Annotated in this window: 16 protein-coding genes; all 16 read right to left on the bottom strand. The window is 44.0% G+C overall.

All coding sequences use genetic code 11. The features are described from left to right. Window positions 1–30: 30 nt before the first annotated feature. The gene (locus tag FC15_RS04550) at window positions 31–570 is read right to left on the bottom strand and encodes a CvpA family protein (RefSeq protein ID WP_162258404.1); all 540 of its coding nucleotides are present in this window, start codon (window positions 568–570) and stop codon (window positions 31–33) included. Window positions 571–828: 258 nt separating this feature from the next. Next, window positions 829–1,167 (bottom strand): DUF1292 domain-containing protein, encoded by a 339-nt coding sequence (locus tag FC15_RS04545; protein WP_057824402.1) that lies wholly within the window; start codon window positions 1,165–1,167, stop codon window positions 829–831. 8 nt (window positions 1,168–1,175) lie between these two features. Then, window positions 1,176–1,610 (bottom strand): Holliday junction resolvase RuvX, encoded by a 435-nt coding sequence (gene ruvX, locus FC15_RS04540; protein ID WP_057824401.1) that lies wholly within the window; start codon window positions 1,608–1,610, stop codon window positions 1,176–1,178. A gap of 1 nt (window position 1,611) precedes the next feature. Further along, window positions 1,612–1,872, bottom strand: coding sequence for an IreB family regulatory phosphoprotein (locus FC15_RS04535; RefSeq protein ID WP_057824399.1), 261 nt, complete (start codon window positions 1,870–1,872; stop codon window positions 1,612–1,614). A gap of 191 nt (window positions 1,873–2,063) precedes the next feature. Next, window positions 2,064–4,706: an alanine--tRNA ligase gene (gene alaS, locus FC15_RS04530; RefSeq protein WP_057824397.1), complete on the bottom strand. Its 2,643-nt coding sequence runs from the start codon at window positions 4,704–4,706 to the stop codon at window positions 2,064–2,066. A 315-nt stretch (window positions 4,707–5,021) separates the two neighbouring features. Continuing rightward, entirely contained in the window at window positions 5,022–5,594 is a 573-nt protein-coding gene (locus tag FC15_RS04525) for a hypothetical protein (RefSeq protein ID WP_146979124.1), read from the bottom strand. Between the two features lie 28 nt (window positions 5,595–5,622). Further along, the gene (locus tag FC15_RS04520; protein WP_057824393.1) at window positions 5,623–6,480 is read right to left on the bottom strand and encodes a hypothetical protein; all 858 of its coding nucleotides are present in this window, start codon (window positions 6,478–6,480) and stop codon (window positions 5,623–5,625) included. Beyond that, a complete protein-coding gene (locus FC15_RS04515) occupies window positions 6,477–7,820 on the bottom strand; it encodes a DEAD/DEAH box helicase (protein ID WP_057824392.1) in 1,344 nt (447 codons plus the stop codon). Before FC15_RS04515 ends, FC15_RS04520 begins: the two co-directional genes overlap by 4 nt. 81 nt (window positions 7,821–7,901) lie before the next feature. Further along, the gene (locus tag FC15_RS04510) at window positions 7,902–8,864 is read right to left on the bottom strand and encodes a DHH family phosphoesterase (protein WP_057824390.1); all 963 of its coding nucleotides are present in this window, start codon (window positions 8,862–8,864) and stop codon (window positions 7,902–7,904) included. Window positions 8,865–8,905: 41 nt separating this feature from the next. Further along, a complete protein-coding gene (locus FC15_RS04505; RefSeq protein ID WP_057824388.1) occupies window positions 8,906–10,234 on the bottom strand; it encodes a DRTGG domain-containing protein in 1,329 nt (442 codons plus the stop codon). Between the two features lie 225 nt (window positions 10,235–10,459). Then, window positions 10,460–11,650, bottom strand: a complete 1,191-nt coding sequence (gene tuf, locus FC15_RS04500) for an elongation factor Tu (RefSeq protein WP_057824386.1) — start codon at window positions 11,648–11,650, stop codon at window positions 10,460–10,462. 205 nt (window positions 11,651–11,855) lie between these two features. Then, window positions 11,856–12,788 (bottom strand): tetratricopeptide repeat protein, encoded by a 933-nt coding sequence (locus FC15_RS04495; protein ID WP_057824384.1) that lies wholly within the window; start codon window positions 12,786–12,788, stop codon window positions 11,856–11,858. A 32-nt stretch (window positions 12,789–12,820) separates the two neighbouring features. Continuing rightward, on the bottom strand, window positions 12,821–14,500 hold the full coding sequence (locus FC15_RS04490) for a ribonuclease J (protein ID WP_057824382.1): 1,680 nt from the start codon (window positions 14,498–14,500) through the stop codon (window positions 12,821–12,823). 60 nt (window positions 14,501–14,560) lie between these two features. Beyond that, entirely contained in the window at window positions 14,561–16,663 is a 2,103-nt protein-coding gene (pnp, locus tag FC15_RS04485) for a polyribonucleotide nucleotidyltransferase (RefSeq protein ID WP_057824380.1), read from the bottom strand. 81 nt (window positions 16,664–16,744) lie between these two features. Beyond that, window positions 16,745–17,014, bottom strand: a complete 270-nt coding sequence (gene rpsO, locus FC15_RS04480; protein ID WP_057824378.1) for a 30S ribosomal protein S15 — start codon at window positions 17,012–17,014, stop codon at window positions 16,745–16,747. Between the two features lie 249 nt (window positions 17,015–17,263). After that, on the bottom strand, window positions 17,264–17,521 hold the full coding sequence (rpsT, locus tag FC15_RS04475) for a 30S ribosomal protein S20 (RefSeq protein ID WP_057824376.1): 258 nt from the start codon (window positions 17,519–17,521) through the stop codon (window positions 17,264–17,266). Window positions 17,522–17,526 lie beyond the last annotated feature (5 nt).

Below are 17,526 nucleotides of genomic sequence, written 5' to 3'. Positions count from 1 at the left end.
CTCAATCTCTCGGATTGACGATCAACTGAATTACTTCACGATCCACATTTGTGTTGTCCAATGTGTCAACACTGGCGAATAGCGAACCATTAGCGTCGCCAACCAAGATTTATCCAATAGGCGCTGAATGCCATCGAGTGGAATCAGCGCTAATAAATACAGCATAAAAAATATCGCCACATAAGTCACGAAAAACGACAAAAAGAGACTGCCACCCAGATTGACGACAGGGTCGAGCTGGTTGAAGATCAATCCATGCAAGAAAAATGCAGCAAGGTGGGTCAATGCCCAGCCAATCAATAAAATAATTAGAAAGGCGCAGCCTGCATAAAAAGCGTGGTCTAATCCGAGACCGACAGTCGTCGTAAAGAAGACAAAATGGCTATCCAAGGACGCTGAAGGATACGGAATCAACAGGTCTAATTTTGTTGCAAAGGAACGATATAACAGCGCAGCAACCAATAGTGTGAGGCTATAGCCGGCTGTGTAAAATAACTGCAACCATAGCCCACGTCGAGCACTCAGATATAAGTTATAAGCAAAAATGATAATAATCAATAAACTTAGCATAAGAACCTCGTCAATATCTAATTTAAAAAGTGATTGGTCATCTTCTTGACCGGGAGAAACAAACAACCAATTCATTCGAAGCCGAATCGTTTTGCCTCGATGATTGTTATGCGCCCCAAAAGTTTCAAGGCGGAAATACCTCATTCGGAATAGCAATATTCTAGCACTTTTACGATTGGGTCACCAGTCTCGCCTGATTGCGCCCTCAGACAATAAAAAGAGAATGAAACCACTACGTTCCATTCTCCTTAGTTTCACTTATTCTTGGTCATCATTTAGATTTTCATCGTTGAGGAAAACGTCGAGAACACCTTGAACCATGTCCCACTCCGCATCATCCTCAATCGGCATCAAGTCACCTGACGTGGCATCGCCATTCTCGTCGGGTGTATAAGCAAAGGGATAGATATCGACTTGCTCGTTATCTTGTGCACCGGCAGGAATCAGCAGGACATATGAGCGGTCATAATCTTCTGAATCGAAGGTAAATAGAATCTCATATAATTCTTCATTTCCTTGATCATCGACCAAAGAAATTTGTCGTTGTTCGTCTGCAAAGTCGCTGAAATCGACGATGTTTTTATCTTGATCTGCCATAGGTCCTCCTATTGTTGGGTCAACTTACCCTTCGCGTCTAAATAGTTTTGTAAAATGACAACACTTGCGAGTTTATCAATGACTTGTTTACGCTTTTCCCGTGAAATATTGGCTTCTTCAATCAACATGCGTTCTGCTTGAACCGTCGTCAATCGTTCGTCTTGAAAATCAACGGGTAACCCAAACTTATGCTTCAAACGCTTACCATAGTATTGCGAGCGCGCTGCACGTGGTCCCAGCGTATTATTCATGTTCTTAGGCAAGCCCAGAACAAAGCCGGTCACCTGATAATCTTCCACAAGTTGTTTCACACGTTTTAATCCTAAATTCTCTTGGGATTCATCAATGGGGATGATCTCGATACCTTGTGCTGTCCATCCCAACTCATCACTGATAGCAACTCCAACAGTTTTAGAACCAACGTCAAGACCCATTAATCGCATCTTAGCGTTCCTTATTGAGATACGAACGCACAAGTTCTTCGATGATCTCATCGCGTTCATGTTTGAGTAGTAAGTTACGAGCATCATTGTGCCGTGGGATATAAGCCGGATCGCCCGAAAGTAAATAGCCGACAATTTGGTTGATCGGATTGTAACCCTTCTCTTCTAGAGAATGATAAACGCTCTCAAGTGTATCTTTAACATTCTTTCTTGACTCATTATCATTAAAAGAAAAGGACATCGTCTTATCCAATTCGCTCATGACCGTCACCTCACTCTAAACTGATGATACCTGAAATATCACAAAAAAACAATGTTTGTTATCAAGACGTAATCTTACGGTTACGTTACAACCAATTTTGCAACATAGCGAACCTCGGCCGAAGTTCATTCGCGCTCAATCCGTCATAACCAACGATTAAAATCAGTTCAGTTAGACTGCGTCTGCTTTGATTATTGCTTGCTTAAGAAAATTTGAGCCTCTTTTAATGCGGCAGGTAATTGATCGGGTAACTTACCGCCTGCTTGCGCCATGTCGGGGCGGCCACCACCGCCACCACCAATGACTGGCGCAATGGCTTTGATCAACGCTCCCGCCTTCAGACCTTTCTTAACGGCTTCTGGTGTGACAGCCACTAATAAGTTCGCCTTGCCTTCTGATGAAGTTCCCAAGACAAGCACATCACCGGCCGGTTTGTTACGCCAATTATCTGCTAACTGACGCAATTCATTCATCGTCACGTTAGGCACCAAAGCACTCGTCAGTTGCCAGTCACCAGCTGCTTCGGTTTTGAGGGCATCACTCGCCTGCTCTTGAGCAACTTTAGCCTTCAAATTCTGCAAGTCTCGCTGGCTTTCTTTCAATTCTTGTTGCAGATGCGCCGTCTTGGTTGGCAACTCTTTCAGTTGTGTGACTTTAAGATCCGCGGCTAATTGATGTAACATTTGATCCTCGTGATTCAAATAATCAAAGGCTTCTTTAGCAGTAACGGCTTCGATCCGGCGAACACCCGCACCCGTTGCGGATTCGGAAATAATCTTGAATAAGCCAATTTCGGCCGTGTTATTGACATGAGTTCCGCCACAAAGTTCCATCGAATAATCACCGACGCGGACAACACGAACGCGCTTGCCATATTTCTCGCTAAATAAGGCGATCGCGCCAAGTTTCTTCGCATCTTCGAGTGCCATTTCCGTCGTTGTCACCGGAATCTCAGCCCAGATTTTCTCGTTGACGATTTGTTCGATCTGAGCGAGTTGTTCAGGCGTCACTTGAACCATATTGTTAAAGTCAAAACGCAAGTAAGTTGGTTCCACGAGTGATCCTGCCTGATGTGTATGTTCTCCAAGTACATCACGCAAGGCTTGATCCAACAAATGCGTTGCCGTGTGATTACGACGAACTTTCATTCGGAAATCACGATCAACCACTAATTTGTAAGTCTCGCCAACTTTTAACGTGCCGTTAACCGCGGCCGTGTGTAAATTCTGTCCGTTAGGCGCATGTTGAACGTCCTTCACCGTCGCGATTTCTTGGCCTGCTTGGTCATAGATCCAACCTTGATCAGCAACCTGTCCACCCATTTCTGCATAGAAAGGCGTCCGGTCAAAAATCAACTCAGCATCCCCATCCGCAACTTGGTCAACTTCTTGGTCATTTGCCAATAACACCACTAACTTTGCATCGGAAATTGTCAGATGCTCATAGCCGTCGAATTGACTTGCTGCTTTGATTTCCATCAAAGTTTCATTCTGCGAACCCATAGATTGACGATTACCACGAGCTGCACGTGCCCGATTCTTCTGTTCGGCCATCGCTTCATCAAATTCATTCTGGTTAACCGTCAAGCCTTCATCTGCAGCATATTCGACCGTTAATTCGATGGGGAAACCATAAGTATCGAACAATTTAAAAGCATCCCGGCCATTGATGACGTGATCATTCGATTGCTTTTGCTTCGCAATCAAATCATTTAATAATGAGAGACCATCTGTCAACGTTTCACTAAAACGTTCCTCTTCAGACTTGATGATTTTGGCGATAAATGCCTCTTGTTCGGCAACTTCTGGATAATAGCTAGACATGATTTGGCCAACCGTTGCCACCAATTTGTACAGGAACGATTGCTTGATCCCCAAACGGCGGCCATTCAGCACCGCCCGCCGAATCAAGCGGCGAAGCACGTAGCCACGACCCTCATTTGATGGCAATGCCCCATCACCAATGGCGAAGCTAACTGCACGCGCGTGATCCGCGATAATTTTGAAGGCGATATCCGTCTTTTTGTCCTGACCGTATTTGAACTGACCGCTAAGTTCTTCGGTCTGATGGATCAATGGTAAAAATAAATCGGTCTCGAAGTTAGTTGGTGCGTGTTGCAACACCGAAACGACACGCTCTAAGCCCATGCCCGTATCAATATTCTTATGTGGCTGCTCAACGTAACGACCATCTGGTAAGTGATTGAATTCAGAGAAGACAATATTCCAAATTTCAAGATAACGCTCGTTTTCACCGCCTGGATAGTTCTCAGGATCATCATCCGCTACGTTATTAAATTCTTGTCCACGATCATAGAAAATCTCGGAATCTGGACCACTAGGGCCCTCACCAATATCCCAGAAATTATCTTCAACTTTGATAATATGATCCGTTGGCAACCCCACGACTTCGTGCCAGATACGATAAGCCTCGGTATCCTTGGGGTAGACGGTCACAAACAACTTTTCAGGATCCATCGCCAACCATTTTGGTGAGGTTAGAAATTCCCATGCCCAGGGAATCGCATCTTCCTTGAAGTAATCCCCCACCGAAAAATTGCCCAACATCTCGAAGAAAGTATGGTGGCGCGCAGTTTTCCCAACATTCTCGATATCATTCGTCCGAATACTCTTCTGGGCGTTGGTGATTCTTGGATTCTTAGGGATTACCGTCCCATCGAAATATTTCTTCAATGTTGCGACTCCGGAGTTGATCCACAATAACGTGGGATCATCCTTAGGAATCAATGACGCACTGGGTTCAACATCATGCCCCTTGGATTTAAAAAACTCTAGAAACGCTTGTCGAAATTCGGCGCTCGATAATTCTTTCATGTGAACATCCTTCCTGATTTCCATGCGACTCAGTGGCGACTCGACTTACCACCAAATCAGTTTTAAAATAAAAAACACCGCTGCATTTCAAGGACGCTGATGCGCGGTACCACCTTGATTGCAACGATGTTAGTCGTTAACCTCTTCATTGGATAATCATTAAATTAAAGAAACCTCATGGAGAGCACTATTGCACAAACTGAGAACCTCGCACCACCCGATTCCTCGCTGAACAGCCGTTACAATAGCATATTCCAATTCATTGATATTATAGTGAAAACCAATCGCAATGTCAATTCGGCTAACCGATTCAGCTTAAAATTGATTGTTGTTAATGATCGCTAAAATGAGAGTCGCAAGACTTTGCAGCACTATTATCGCGACGAATGCATTCAAAGTACGCACCACTTGCTGGTCTTTCTGCAGCATTGCCGGCAAGGATTGTCCAGTCAGCTTTATTTTTGCCGCAGCCTCAGAATCTTGCGATAATAATCGTTTCAACGCAGCTGCTTTGGTCTCAAACAGTTTTCGACCCGTGATACCCAGGAACAACGTCGTGATGATCAACAACAACGGCCAAATTAGTAGCCCGTAAGATGTGATTGAATCGATGATCAGGGTCAGAAAGCTCAACCAGGCGCCGTACGAAAGTAACGTCAGAATCAAGGCCAACGAGAAGCGCCTCGTCCGTGAATACAACTGATCATCAACTTCACTTAGCGCATGATTGACAGCTAAGTTATCACACCACAATTCAGCTGGTGTTTGCTTTTTTTGAGGCGCTGGTCCACGCTGATGCGAACGCTGATGGACTTTTTGAAAAATCAAAACGCCCAAGATGGCAAGGGCAATCAATTCTAAGGACGTGAAAATAACATTTAAGATCATCACCACGACTGCAACAATTCCTCAAGCTTTAATCTAACTGAACGTTGAAAACAATACGATAAGCCATTTCTTCGAAGGCAACCGCCAAAGTTTCCCGATCACCATTCACAGCCAACGCCTCACCTAATTCACGCTCATCGGAAATCCCGATTGATAATGGATTAGGCTTAACAATGGCGACATCATCGAGTAGCTCCCAAGGTTGCGCTTGCTGAAACGCCATGCCATAGCCGAATTGCTCATAAACTGCAGATGACCAGTCTTGTTGCACCGGCACTTCAAAAGTTTTAAAGCCGGCCGTTACTGCAGCTTGCCATTGATTAGGTGTGGGCAGATTGCCACCGTCACGTCGCAGGGCTTGCCGTAATTCGGCATAGGACCAGTCTTGTTGCAAATAAATCGGTACCGTTTCACTTTCGGTCGTCCCGAAAGTCAAATGGTCGGTCTGAATAACTTGTGGAGGTGTCGCGAACGGATCGAGTGATGGCTGACGATTGATCTGACTTAAATAAATCTCGATCTCCGATTGATAACTTTTGAGTTCTCTCGTGTGGCCAAACGACTCGCCAGTCACCATATCGAGCTCACCAAGGTAGTAAAGATTGGCGTTCACTGCCGTACGCGTGATCATAAAGGGACTAACCGCGACCACGTCACTATTCAAGTGCGCCGTTAGATTCCCAGGGACAAACAGAAACGTTTGGCCATTCAGTTCTACCTGAAAGCTCTGTAAAAGCTGACGACGATATTGCATTATTAGCGGTCGAATATCGGTCACTTGCCACAGCGGATTAATAAAATAACGCAGTACTTGCTCGAATAAGGTGCGTTGACGCGATTCACTTAGCTCCTGCCAGGTTGGCAAATAAAGCTCGTTCTCGTTCATCGTTTGTGTGACTTCCTCGTTGCCCGCAATTCTTGACGAATTTCAATCTTACGCTTCTGTTGACGATCACGGGTAATGGCTTTCTTAATTTTATTTCGATAACCGGGCTTACGTTTGCGTTGTTCCTTCTTGACTAGCCCAATCATCTTAGGATCTAGCTTATCTTTTGTTGCCTTGCGGTTGGTTCGACGACGACGATCGTAGGAATCCACAATTTGATTGTTTTCCAACGTCTTCGGGCTAAACTTGATTCCCATTGACTCGATCTCATTGACGCGACTTTCTTCTTCGGGGCTATATAAGGTAATCGCAGTCCCATCGAGGCCATTGCGACCTGTTCGACCAACACGGTGAATAAAATATTCGCTATCCTTCGGAATCTCGTAGTTAATGACCAATGAAACACCGGGAATATCGATACCACGAGCCGCTAAGTCAGTGGCAATGACATACTGAAATTCCAGATTTTCGATTTGTTTCATGACGCGTTTACGTTCGCGTGGTTCTAAGCCACCATGAATTTTGGCAACTTTGAGTCCGTGACCCTTTAATTTATCAGTCAATTCATCGACGGTTTGTTTCGTATTCGCGAAGACTAACGCGAGATACGGCTGGCCGACTGTCAATAATTTGTAGACAAGATCTGCCTTATCTTTGCCACGAGTCGCGAACAACCAATTATCAACATCAGGATTAATAATTGTTTTCGGAGCTAAGATGATTTGTTCGGGCTGCCGTAAATATTTGCGTAAAAACGGCTGAAGTTTATCCGGAATAGTTGCGGAAAAGACGGCCGTCTGCAATTCCTCTGGCATCTTGCTGGCAATCGCATCGACATCTTTCAAGAAGCCCATGTCGAGGGTCATATCAGCTTCATCGATCACCAAAAAGCGAACGTGATCAACGCGTAACGCCGAACTTGAAATCAAGTCTAAGATTCGTCCAGGCGTTCCCACAACAATGTTAGGCTGTTGATATTGTAATTTTTCAATCTGTCTTTCTTTATCACTGCCACCCACGAATAAGCTCATTCGCCAGTCAAGTTCGCTAGCCTCAAGTAATTGTTTAGCTAGCTCAAAAGTTTGTGTTGCTAATTCCCGGCTTGGTGAAGTGATCACAAGCTGTGCAAAATCATGTCCGGCTTCCAGCATACTCAGCAAAGGTAACAGGAAGGCATGTGTCTTGCCACTGCCTGTTTGTGATTCGACAATAGCATCTTTACCCGCCAATAATGTCGGGATGACCTGCATCTGAACAGGCGTAGGTTCTCTAAATCCTATTTTAGCTAACCCAGATTGCAAGGGTTCTCCAAGTTGAAATGATGTAAAAGTTGTACTCATAAAATTCCTTTCGTATCGAAATTATTCGATAATAGACAAAGTGTCGCTGGCGCTGATCTTAATTAAAAGACGCCCTTAAACTTACTTCGTTTGCAATTGAAAATCATGCCCCGCTTGTTCCATTTGGGCAACGATCTGGTTAATTTCCGCCACGTCAGTTGCATTGGCGCCACTTGCTAACGGATGACCGCCACCATGATGTGCTTTGGCAATTTCGTTGATAACTGGGCCTTTCGAACGGAAATGAACGCGATAAGTGCCATCTTCTTTTTCAACAAATAAGGTCCATAACAAGACTTCCCGCAAATGTCCGGGTGTCGAGACGACCGAGTTAACTTGATCATCTTTCACACCAAGTTCTGCAAGCAGCTCTCGTGAAATAACGATGTGAGCCGCACCGTTCTGATCAAAATGCAAACGATCATAAACGATGGATTGAAGCTTCGCCTGGTTCAACGTGACCTCATTCAAACTCTGGCTGACAGCAGTATGATCAAAGCCATAAGCAACTAGTTGTGCAGCAACATTAAAGGTGTGTTCAGAAGTTGCAGAATACAAGAAACGTCCAGTATCACCAATAATACCAGCGTATAAAACGCGTGCGGCCTCTTGATTCAATTTTAAGCGTTGATCGCTGGCATTGATCAGATCAACGATGATCTCAGAACAGCTTGACGCGTCAGTATCGACATAATACATATCACCATAAGCGTCATCATTAGGGTGATGGTCGATTTTGATCAAATAATTGCCCTGGTCAAAACGCTGATCGCTCACACGTGGACGATCGGCCGTATCCGTCACGATGACCAGCGCGTTCTGATAAAAATCATTGGCAACTTCTTCGGGTTGATTGATCCAAGTTAAGTCACCCACAGGACTTCCCACGATTTTAACTTGCTTTTCTGGGTAGGTGAACTTGATGGCCTCTGCTAATCCAGATTGAGAACCCAAGGCATCAGGATCTGGATTGGCGTGACGATGGATAATAATCTTATCACTGGCCACAATTTTTGACACAATATCTTCTAAACGACTATTCACGTTTAAACACTTCCTATACTTAGACTTATTAATTTAACACTTTAAATATCTTCGATCACCTGACAGGTCACCAGCGCCTTTGCAACCAACGTATGATCAGAAATCACGTCGATATCGAAGGTTGTCCGACGTCGGTTCTCGTTGACCACTTTGAGTTGAATTTCCAACTCATGATCGATTTGCACCAAGCGAAAATAATTCAGATCAATCTGATCGACCATGCTTGCCTTCTGCTGATAGATCCGCAATGACCGCGTGGTCGCCAGGGTCAATAGTTCAGACAACACACCAATCGATAACGCACCAATCTCATTAGCCATCTGTGGCGTCACGTGGACACCCCAATCTGGAAATGGCCGGTGCGAATTTGCTTCATCTTGTTCAATCGTGTAGAGCGACTCACTCACTTGATATTGAAGTGTCCAGGTACGCTCATGCGATAATAACGGTCGATCACGGCCCTGAACACTGGCACGATTCAAAATCCCGACCAAGTTGAAATTGCGATCAACAACTGGTAATAGATCAATCGAATTCGAGGTGAGCAAATGAATAGCATTTGCCAATGAGGTATGTCGTGTCACCGTGATTGGATTCTTGACCATCACTTTGTCGAGCAAGGTTCCTTCACTGTGTCCGCGAATATCTTGCGACGTCACAATCCCCACCAAGCGCCCTTTATCCGTGACCACAGAGAACCGAGTCTGATTGGTACTTCGCCGCAAAGCTTGATAGTCACTCACTTTCTGCGTCTGTCTAAGAACTTGTATCTGTTCAACAGATTGGAAAACATCCGCAACCGTCATAATATCTTGCTTGATATTCTTATTTGAGATCTCGCGGTTGATCAAACTCGCAACCGTGAACGTATCATAATTCGTACTGATCAGAGGTAACTCAGCCTCATCAGCTAACCCAATGATCTCGCGACTCGCCTGAAAACCGCCCGTAATCAAAACAGCAGCGCCGTGTGTTAAGGCAATTTTTTGTGCCTCATCTCGATTACCAACGATTACGAGCGACATTGGCGAGATATATGGAATCATTGCGGTTTCAGTCATCGCACCAATGACAAATTTTTTCAGTGTCTTGTCGACACCCTTGCCACCACCGAGAACACTGCCATCAATCAAATCTAGAATATCTGCGAAAGATAATTCATCAAGTTTTTTTGGACGGTCTTTCTCAATTCGTACGGTCCCAACTCGTTCAATGGTCGCAACCAAACCACTTAATTCTGCGGATTTGATGGCGCGATAAGCCGTTCCTTCACTGACTTTCAAATTTCGAGCAAGCGCGCGAACAGAAACTTTGCGTCCAATAGGTAAATTCTCCAGATAATGAATAATCTCTTCGTGCTTAGTCGCCACTCAATCACCAGCTTCAAGTAGATGTATTATAACAGATGAAAAATCTGTGTTATTCCTTTGTTAAGTATATCTGTTTCGGCGCTTAAAAACAATTTCAAATTTTATTGATGTCTTCAATTGATTGGTTGTCATCACTGCTTTTCATGATTAAAGCAAAATTTTGTTACAAAAAAAGACTAGAACAAAATCGTTCTAGTCTTTAACAGACATCATTGATGATTCAAATTAGTCTAAGATAACAGTTACCTGGCCGGCACCAACAGTACGTCCACCTTCACGGACAGTAAACTTAGTACCTTTTTCAATAGCAACTGGTGCGATCAAATCAACTTCGAACGTCACGTTATCACCAGGCATAACCATCTCAACGCCTTCTGGCAATTCGATGACACCTGTAACGTCAGTTGTATGGAAGTAGAACTGAGGACGGTAGTTTGAGAAGAATGGTGTATGACGGCCACCTTCATCTTTGCTCAAGATATAAACTTCACCCTTGAACTTGTTGTGAGTTTGGATTGAACCTGGCTTAGCTAAAACTTGGCCACGTTCTACTTGTTCACGGTTGATACCACGAAGAAGTGCACCAACGTTATCGCCGGCTTCACCAAGATCCAAAGTCTTACGGAACATTTCCAAACCAGTAACCGTTGACTTCAAGATTTCAGGACGTAAGCCGATAATTTCAACTTCGTCACCAACTTTAACTGTACCACGATCGATACGACCAGAAGCAACAGTACCACGACCAGTAATCGTGAAGACATCTTCGATAGGCATCAAGAATGGCTTATCAGTGTCACGAACTGGTGTTGGAATATATTCGTCGATTGTATCCATTAATTCTTCGATAACTTTTTCTTGTTCTGGGTCGCCTTGAAGAGCCTTCAATGCTGAACCACGGAGAACAGGAATATCGTCACCAGGATAATCGTATTCAGATAACAATTCACGAACTTCCATTTCAACTAAGTCGATCAATTCCTCATCGTCAACTAAGTCGATCTTGTTTAAGAAGACAACAAGATAGTCAACACCAACCTGGCGAGCTAACAAGATATGCTCACGAGTCTGTGGCATAGGGCCATCAGTTGCAGCAACAACTAAGATAGCACCATCCATTTGAGCGGCACCAGTGATCATGTTCTTGACGTAGTCAGCATGTCCTGGGGCATCAATATGTGCATAATGACGCTTCTCAGTTTCGTATTCAACGTGAGCTGTGTTGATTGTGATACCACGTTCCTTTTCTTCTGGAGCGGCATCAATATCAGCGTAGTCCTCAGCTTTTGCGAGACCTTTCTTTGATAATACCTTTGTAATTGCGGCCGTTAATGTAGTCTTACCATGGTCAACGTGGCCGATTGTCCCAATGTTTACATGGGGCTTAGTTCTTTCGTAATGCTCTTTTTCTGCCATTATAAAATGAACCTCCTGTAATATTCACAAGAAAAATCAGTCCGACAATCATCTTCGCTGAAAATCCTTTATGTTTAATTATACTACTTCCCAACCAGAAAACCAACGTTTATCCTTAGAGAAATATCCTTGTTTGATTATACGGAGAGTTGATGAAATTGTAAACACTTTTGATCAAAAAAAACAACATTTTATCGTTTTCTTTTTACAAGTTCAATTGTGTTAACATTTTTTGCTCTTCCTGTTGCCAATAATTAAGTTGTTGCCGTTGTTCAGAAGTGATCCTCTCCGCAATACGACCACTATAAAAGAAGTCACGCCAAACTTCAATCGGTGTCAGCTCCTCCGTACTAAACGGATAAGTCAGCCAAAAGTATGCCGTCAGATTGCTAAAGACGAATTGCTGCTTAGTTTCTGACATCTGTTGTTCTTCAGCCGTTCTTGCCAATTCTGCCACGAGTTTCTGAAATAATTCAACAGATTGCAGTGGCACTAACGCTGTTGGTTTGATTTCGCGCAATTGGCCACGCCACCAGATTTGGAGCTCAGGAATTTGTGAAAACTGGCTAATTTCATTCAGCAAAGTGACCCTAGCCAGCACACTGAGATTTGGGCTGACCAAACTCGGCGTCACCACTTGCAAAAAAGCACTTGGCGTCAACAATTTAACCTGATTGAACACTTGCGCCCAATCCCCTCGACTGGTGGTGGCCACCATCAGCAGATCTGCAGTTAATCTAGCCAAGCGATCCTCTGAAAACTCAACCTTTGATAGCTTTTGCTGGAGTTGATGCCAACATGCTATTTCGGATTGATTGAGTTCGTAGCCTTGTCGCAAAAGCCAGTCTCGAGATTGATCAAAGCCAAGATAATCTTGTGCGGTGATTAAATCTTGCCAATACGCGGGCAGCTGCTGATGTTGCAAAAAGTAACCCCCGAAGTCAGCAAGTATCGCTCGTGCCTCCGCCCATTCCTCCTGTTGCAACAGAAAAGACGCATAATCACGAACCGTTTCAAACGCAGGTGCCAATTCAAGAATTTGTTGATAATAGTTTTTTGCTTGTGTGACTTGCTGATTCTGCACAGCCTCTTTGGCTAACGCCATGAGATGTTTCACTGTTTCTGGAAATTCTTTCACGCCATCACCTCGCTGATCAAGATTGGTTTATCTTAACGATGACGATTCTGATTGACTTCCATGATCACAGGAAGAATCACTGGATGACGTTTTGTTTGATCAAAAAGATATTTGCTGAGATCTTCTCGAACATCCTGTTTCAAATCATTCCAGTCGAATTCCTTATGCGCCAAATTGTTCTCGATTGCCTTAACGACAATATCGGAACTTTCTGACATTAAATCACGATTAGCTTTGACGTAGACAAAACCACGCGAAGTCAGTTTTGGCTTAGCCACAATCTTCTTCTTGCGGCGATCGATAGTGACAACCGCAATGAAAATACCATCGTCCGCGAGTAAGCGACGATCACGTAACACAATGTTACCAATATCACCGACACCGCTACCGTCAATCATCGTATCTCCAGCAGGCACGGCGGCGCCAAGATGGAATTGACCTTTATCATACTTAAGAACATCACCCATTTTAGTGATAAAAATATGATCAGTCGCCATTCCTGTTTCTTCAGCAATATGCGCGTGCGCTTCAAGCAGACGGTACTCACCTTGAATTGGCATCAGATAGTCTGGTTGCAAGAGATTGATCATTAATTGCAGATTTGTCTTATTCGCATGACCAGAAGAATGTAAATCATCACTAATGGCCTTAACGGTGCCATCTGCACGATAAATCATATCACGCATCTTGGCGACCGTTGTTTCCATCGCATGAGAAGGCGTGGTAGTAATGAAAACTAAATCGCCTTCCTTGATGTGCAATAGTCGATGACGGTTAGTCGCCATCTTTTCAAGCGACTTAATGGGCTCACCCATTTTACCAGTCTCCAACACAATCGTCTGTTCTGGCGCCAAATCGTGCAATTCTTTTGTAGTTGCTAATAAATCTGGTTTTGGCAATTTCAAGTAGTCAAGCGCCATCGCCGTTTTAACGATTTTTTCAAGATCTTGACCAGTCAGCACAACTCGGCGTTTCGTTAAAGCCGCCGCATTAAAAATCTGCTGGATACGCTCAATGTTACTTGCAACCGACGCCACAATAATTCGACCCGGATGATACTTGAATGTTTCTTGAATATAACTAGAAATATCATGCTCATTGCTATTAGCATAAGGTGATTCGGCATTTGATGAATCACTAAGCAGCATCAACGTATGATCACGACCAATATCGGCAAGACGTCCAAAATCAGTTTGATATTCAGGCTTAGCAGCTTGGTCAAACTTAAAATCACCCGTATAAACGATATGGCCTGCTTCTGTCTTCAAGTCAATTCCTAATGAGCCAGGAATCGAATGGGTCGTCTTGAAGAATGACACTGTCGCATTTTTGAAATCGATCGCAGTCTTCTCATCGATCACATGGAAATCATCAAAATGGCGTAACTTTTTCTCACTGGCAACTGTAATCTTTGCCAATTCGATTGTCATCTTAGAGCCAAAAACAGGCACCTGATTTGCAGACAAGAAATAGGGTAAGCCGCCAATGGCATCTGCATGGCCGTGCGTCAAAAAGATGCCGACAACACGATCAATATTCTCTTGCAAGTATGCAAAATCAGGGATGACCACGTCAATTCCCAATAACTCATTTTCCGGATACATCAAGCCGCAATCGAGAATGTAAATTTCATCCTCAACTTCAACGGCATACATATTTTTTCCATTTTCGCGAACACCGCCAAATGGAATCACTTTCAAATTCTGTAACATATTAACTCCTTATTTATTATTCAATGGTCACCTAGCAACAATCACTAGAGATCTTGACATTTAGTCTTCTGTTAATAACGCTTTGCGCGAGGCGTTAATCCGGCCTCGACCATCTATGCTAACAACTTTAACCAGCAGTTGGTCACCGATTTTGACGGCTTCTTCAACCTTGTCGATATGCCCTGCAGTCAGCTGTGAGATATGAACTAACGCGCTCTTTCCCTTAGCCAATTCAACGAATGCCCCGAAAGGCTCGATTCGATCAACCGTGCCCATATAAACTTCACCAACTTTGATCTCACGTGTGAGGTCCCCAATCATTTGCTTTGCCTGATCAATGGCCTCTTCATCATGGGAACTGATGGTAACCTCGCCTGTTTGTTCTATATTAATCTTAACACCCGTCTGGTCAATAATCTCGTTGATTGTCTCGCCACCGCGACCAATCACATCTTTGATCTTAGCCGGATCAATTGAGAATAGAACAATTTTTGGTGCGTATGGGCTTAGTGTCGGACGTGGATGCGCAATCGTTGCTTCAATTTTATCCAAAATCTGTAGACGTGCACTCTTAGCTTGAGCTAAAGCTTGGGCAAGTATGTCTTGAGTCACTCCATCCGCCTTAATATCCATCTGTAATGCCGTAATTCCCTGACGCGTTCCTGCAACTTTGAAATCCATATCGCCGAGATGATCCTCAATCCCTTGAATATCGGTTAAAATTGTAAAGTCGTTGCCATCTTTAACCAAGCCCATCGCGATTCCAGCGACCGGTGCTTTGATTGGTACACCACCATCTAACAGGGCCAATGTGCTCGCACAAATACTTGCTTGTGATGAAGAACCGTTCGATTCAAGCACCGTCGAGACCAAACGAATCGCATAAGGAAATTGCTCTGTATCAGGAATAACAGGCTGTAAGGCACGTTCGCCTAATGCCCCATGACCAAGTTCACGACGACCTGGTGCACCATAGCGCCCAGTTTCACCAACAGAAAATTGTGGAAAATTATAGTGATGAACAAAAGTCTTGCGATACTCACTCGTCAGTCCATCGATCTCCTGCGCCTCTGAAATGGGTGCTAGAGTCAACGCTGAGAGCACTTGAGTCTGCCCGCGGGTAAAGAGACCAGAACCATGTGTACGCGGTAATAGGCCAACCTCAGCGTCCAAAGATCGAATCTCGTCGAGCTGTCTGCCGTCTGGTCTAATTTTATCAACCGTGATCAAACGTCGCAAAACTTGACGCTCTAACTCAGCCATCAATGTGTCGACTTCATGTAGCGTCTCAACATCCGTCTCGCCACCGCTTAAGGAAGCGTAATGCTCATGCGCTAAATTCTTGACGGCGGAAATATTCTCTTCTCGAGTTAATTTATCCGGTGTCAGCATTGCTTGGCGCATCGTCCCACGATAATTTGCCTCAATCTCTTGAACAAGTGTTTCCGGCGCATGTTCAGCTTCGAAGGTCAGCTTTGTTTTCCCAACAGCCGCAATGACTTCCTGCTCAAACTGGCAAAGTTCCTGAACTTTTTGATGACCAAATTGCAAAGCAGCCAACATCTCATCCTCTGGGATTTCTTGCCCACCAGCTTCTACCATATTCAATGCCGAGGCCGTTCCAGCAACGGTCACATCTAAATCTGAAGTTGCAAGCGCCTCAGAGTGTGTGTTCACTTGGAGCTCGCCATCGACACGTGCAACCTTCACACCAGCGATCGGCCCTTCAAATGGAATCTCAGAAATCCCTAACGCCAACGAAGAACCCAGCATCGCCATCAATTCAGGACTTGCAGTTGTATCTGCACTAAAAACAATATTGGTAATCTGAACATCATCTACAAATCCTTCAGGGAACAAAGGACGGATTGGTCGATCAATCAGCCGTGCAGTCAACGTGGCATGTGTACTTGGCTTGCCCTCACGTTTGTTAAATCCACCCGGGATCTTCCCGGCTGCAAACATCTTTTCATCATAATTGATGGTTAACGGGAAGAAGTCTTGATGATCTCCGGCCGGCTTTGCAACCACCGCACTAAGCACAACGGAATCGCCAAAACGGACGAGAACCGCACCATTTGCCTGTTGCGCGACTTGACCGACTTCAACTTGTAATTGTTTACCCGCCCAATCCAGCTGAAAAACACGTTTATTATGTGTCATAATTGTTCATCCTTCTTCAGTTTTTTAAATTCTATGTAAAAAGAAAGCGAGATCGATTTGACCTCGCTTTGATGAGTCGGCTTAACGACGTAAGCCTAAGCTCTGGATAAGTTCACGATAGCGAACAACATCTTTTCCACGTAAATATGCTAATAAGTTACGGCGATGACCGATCTTTTTCAACAAACCAACATAAGAATGATGATCTTTCTTATGAACTTTCAAGTGACCATTCAACGCATTGATCTCAGATGTTAAAACTGCGATCTGAACCTCTGGTGAACCAGTGTCACCTTCGTGGCGAGCATATTTTTTGATGATTTCGTTCTTCTCTACTTGAGAAATTGCCATGTTTCCACCTCATTATTTTATTATCTCCAAGAACTTAGTAAAACGTTGGTGAGTCGTGAAACTAAGTAATTGGTGAACATCACTACTTTAGCGAATATTCGTGTAAAAAGCAAGTCATAAAACACCTCACCTCAGAAAAGTATGGCGCTAAACTATGCTTCTCACTGCAATCTTGATCCACTAGAATCAATTAAAATAGACGCAAAAAAATTCAGACATAAAAAAAGATTCGGTCGCCCGAATCGTTAATTAGTTAGCTTGGTTTAATTTCGTTAAACGCGATTTATCACGAGCAGCTTTATTGGCATGGATCAAGCCTTTGGAAGCAGCCATATCGATTGAACGAATTGCTTGTGTATACAATGATTGAGCATCGTCAGCTTTTGCTGAATGTGCTGCTTCAAACTTCTTCACAGCGGTACGCATTGCAGCTTTTTGGCCAGCATTGAGATCGCGAGCTTTTTCGTTAGTTTTTACACGCTTAATAGCAGATTTGATTTGTGGCATTAATA

Source organism: Lapidilactobacillus concavus DSM 17758 (assembly GCF_001435835.1).
Classification (GTDB): Bacteria; Bacillota; Bacilli; order Lactobacillales; family Lactobacillaceae; genus Lapidilactobacillus; species Lapidilactobacillus concavus.
The sequence above is the reverse complement of the archived record's forward strand: the minus strand, read 5'-3'. Positions and strand labels throughout refer to the sequence as shown.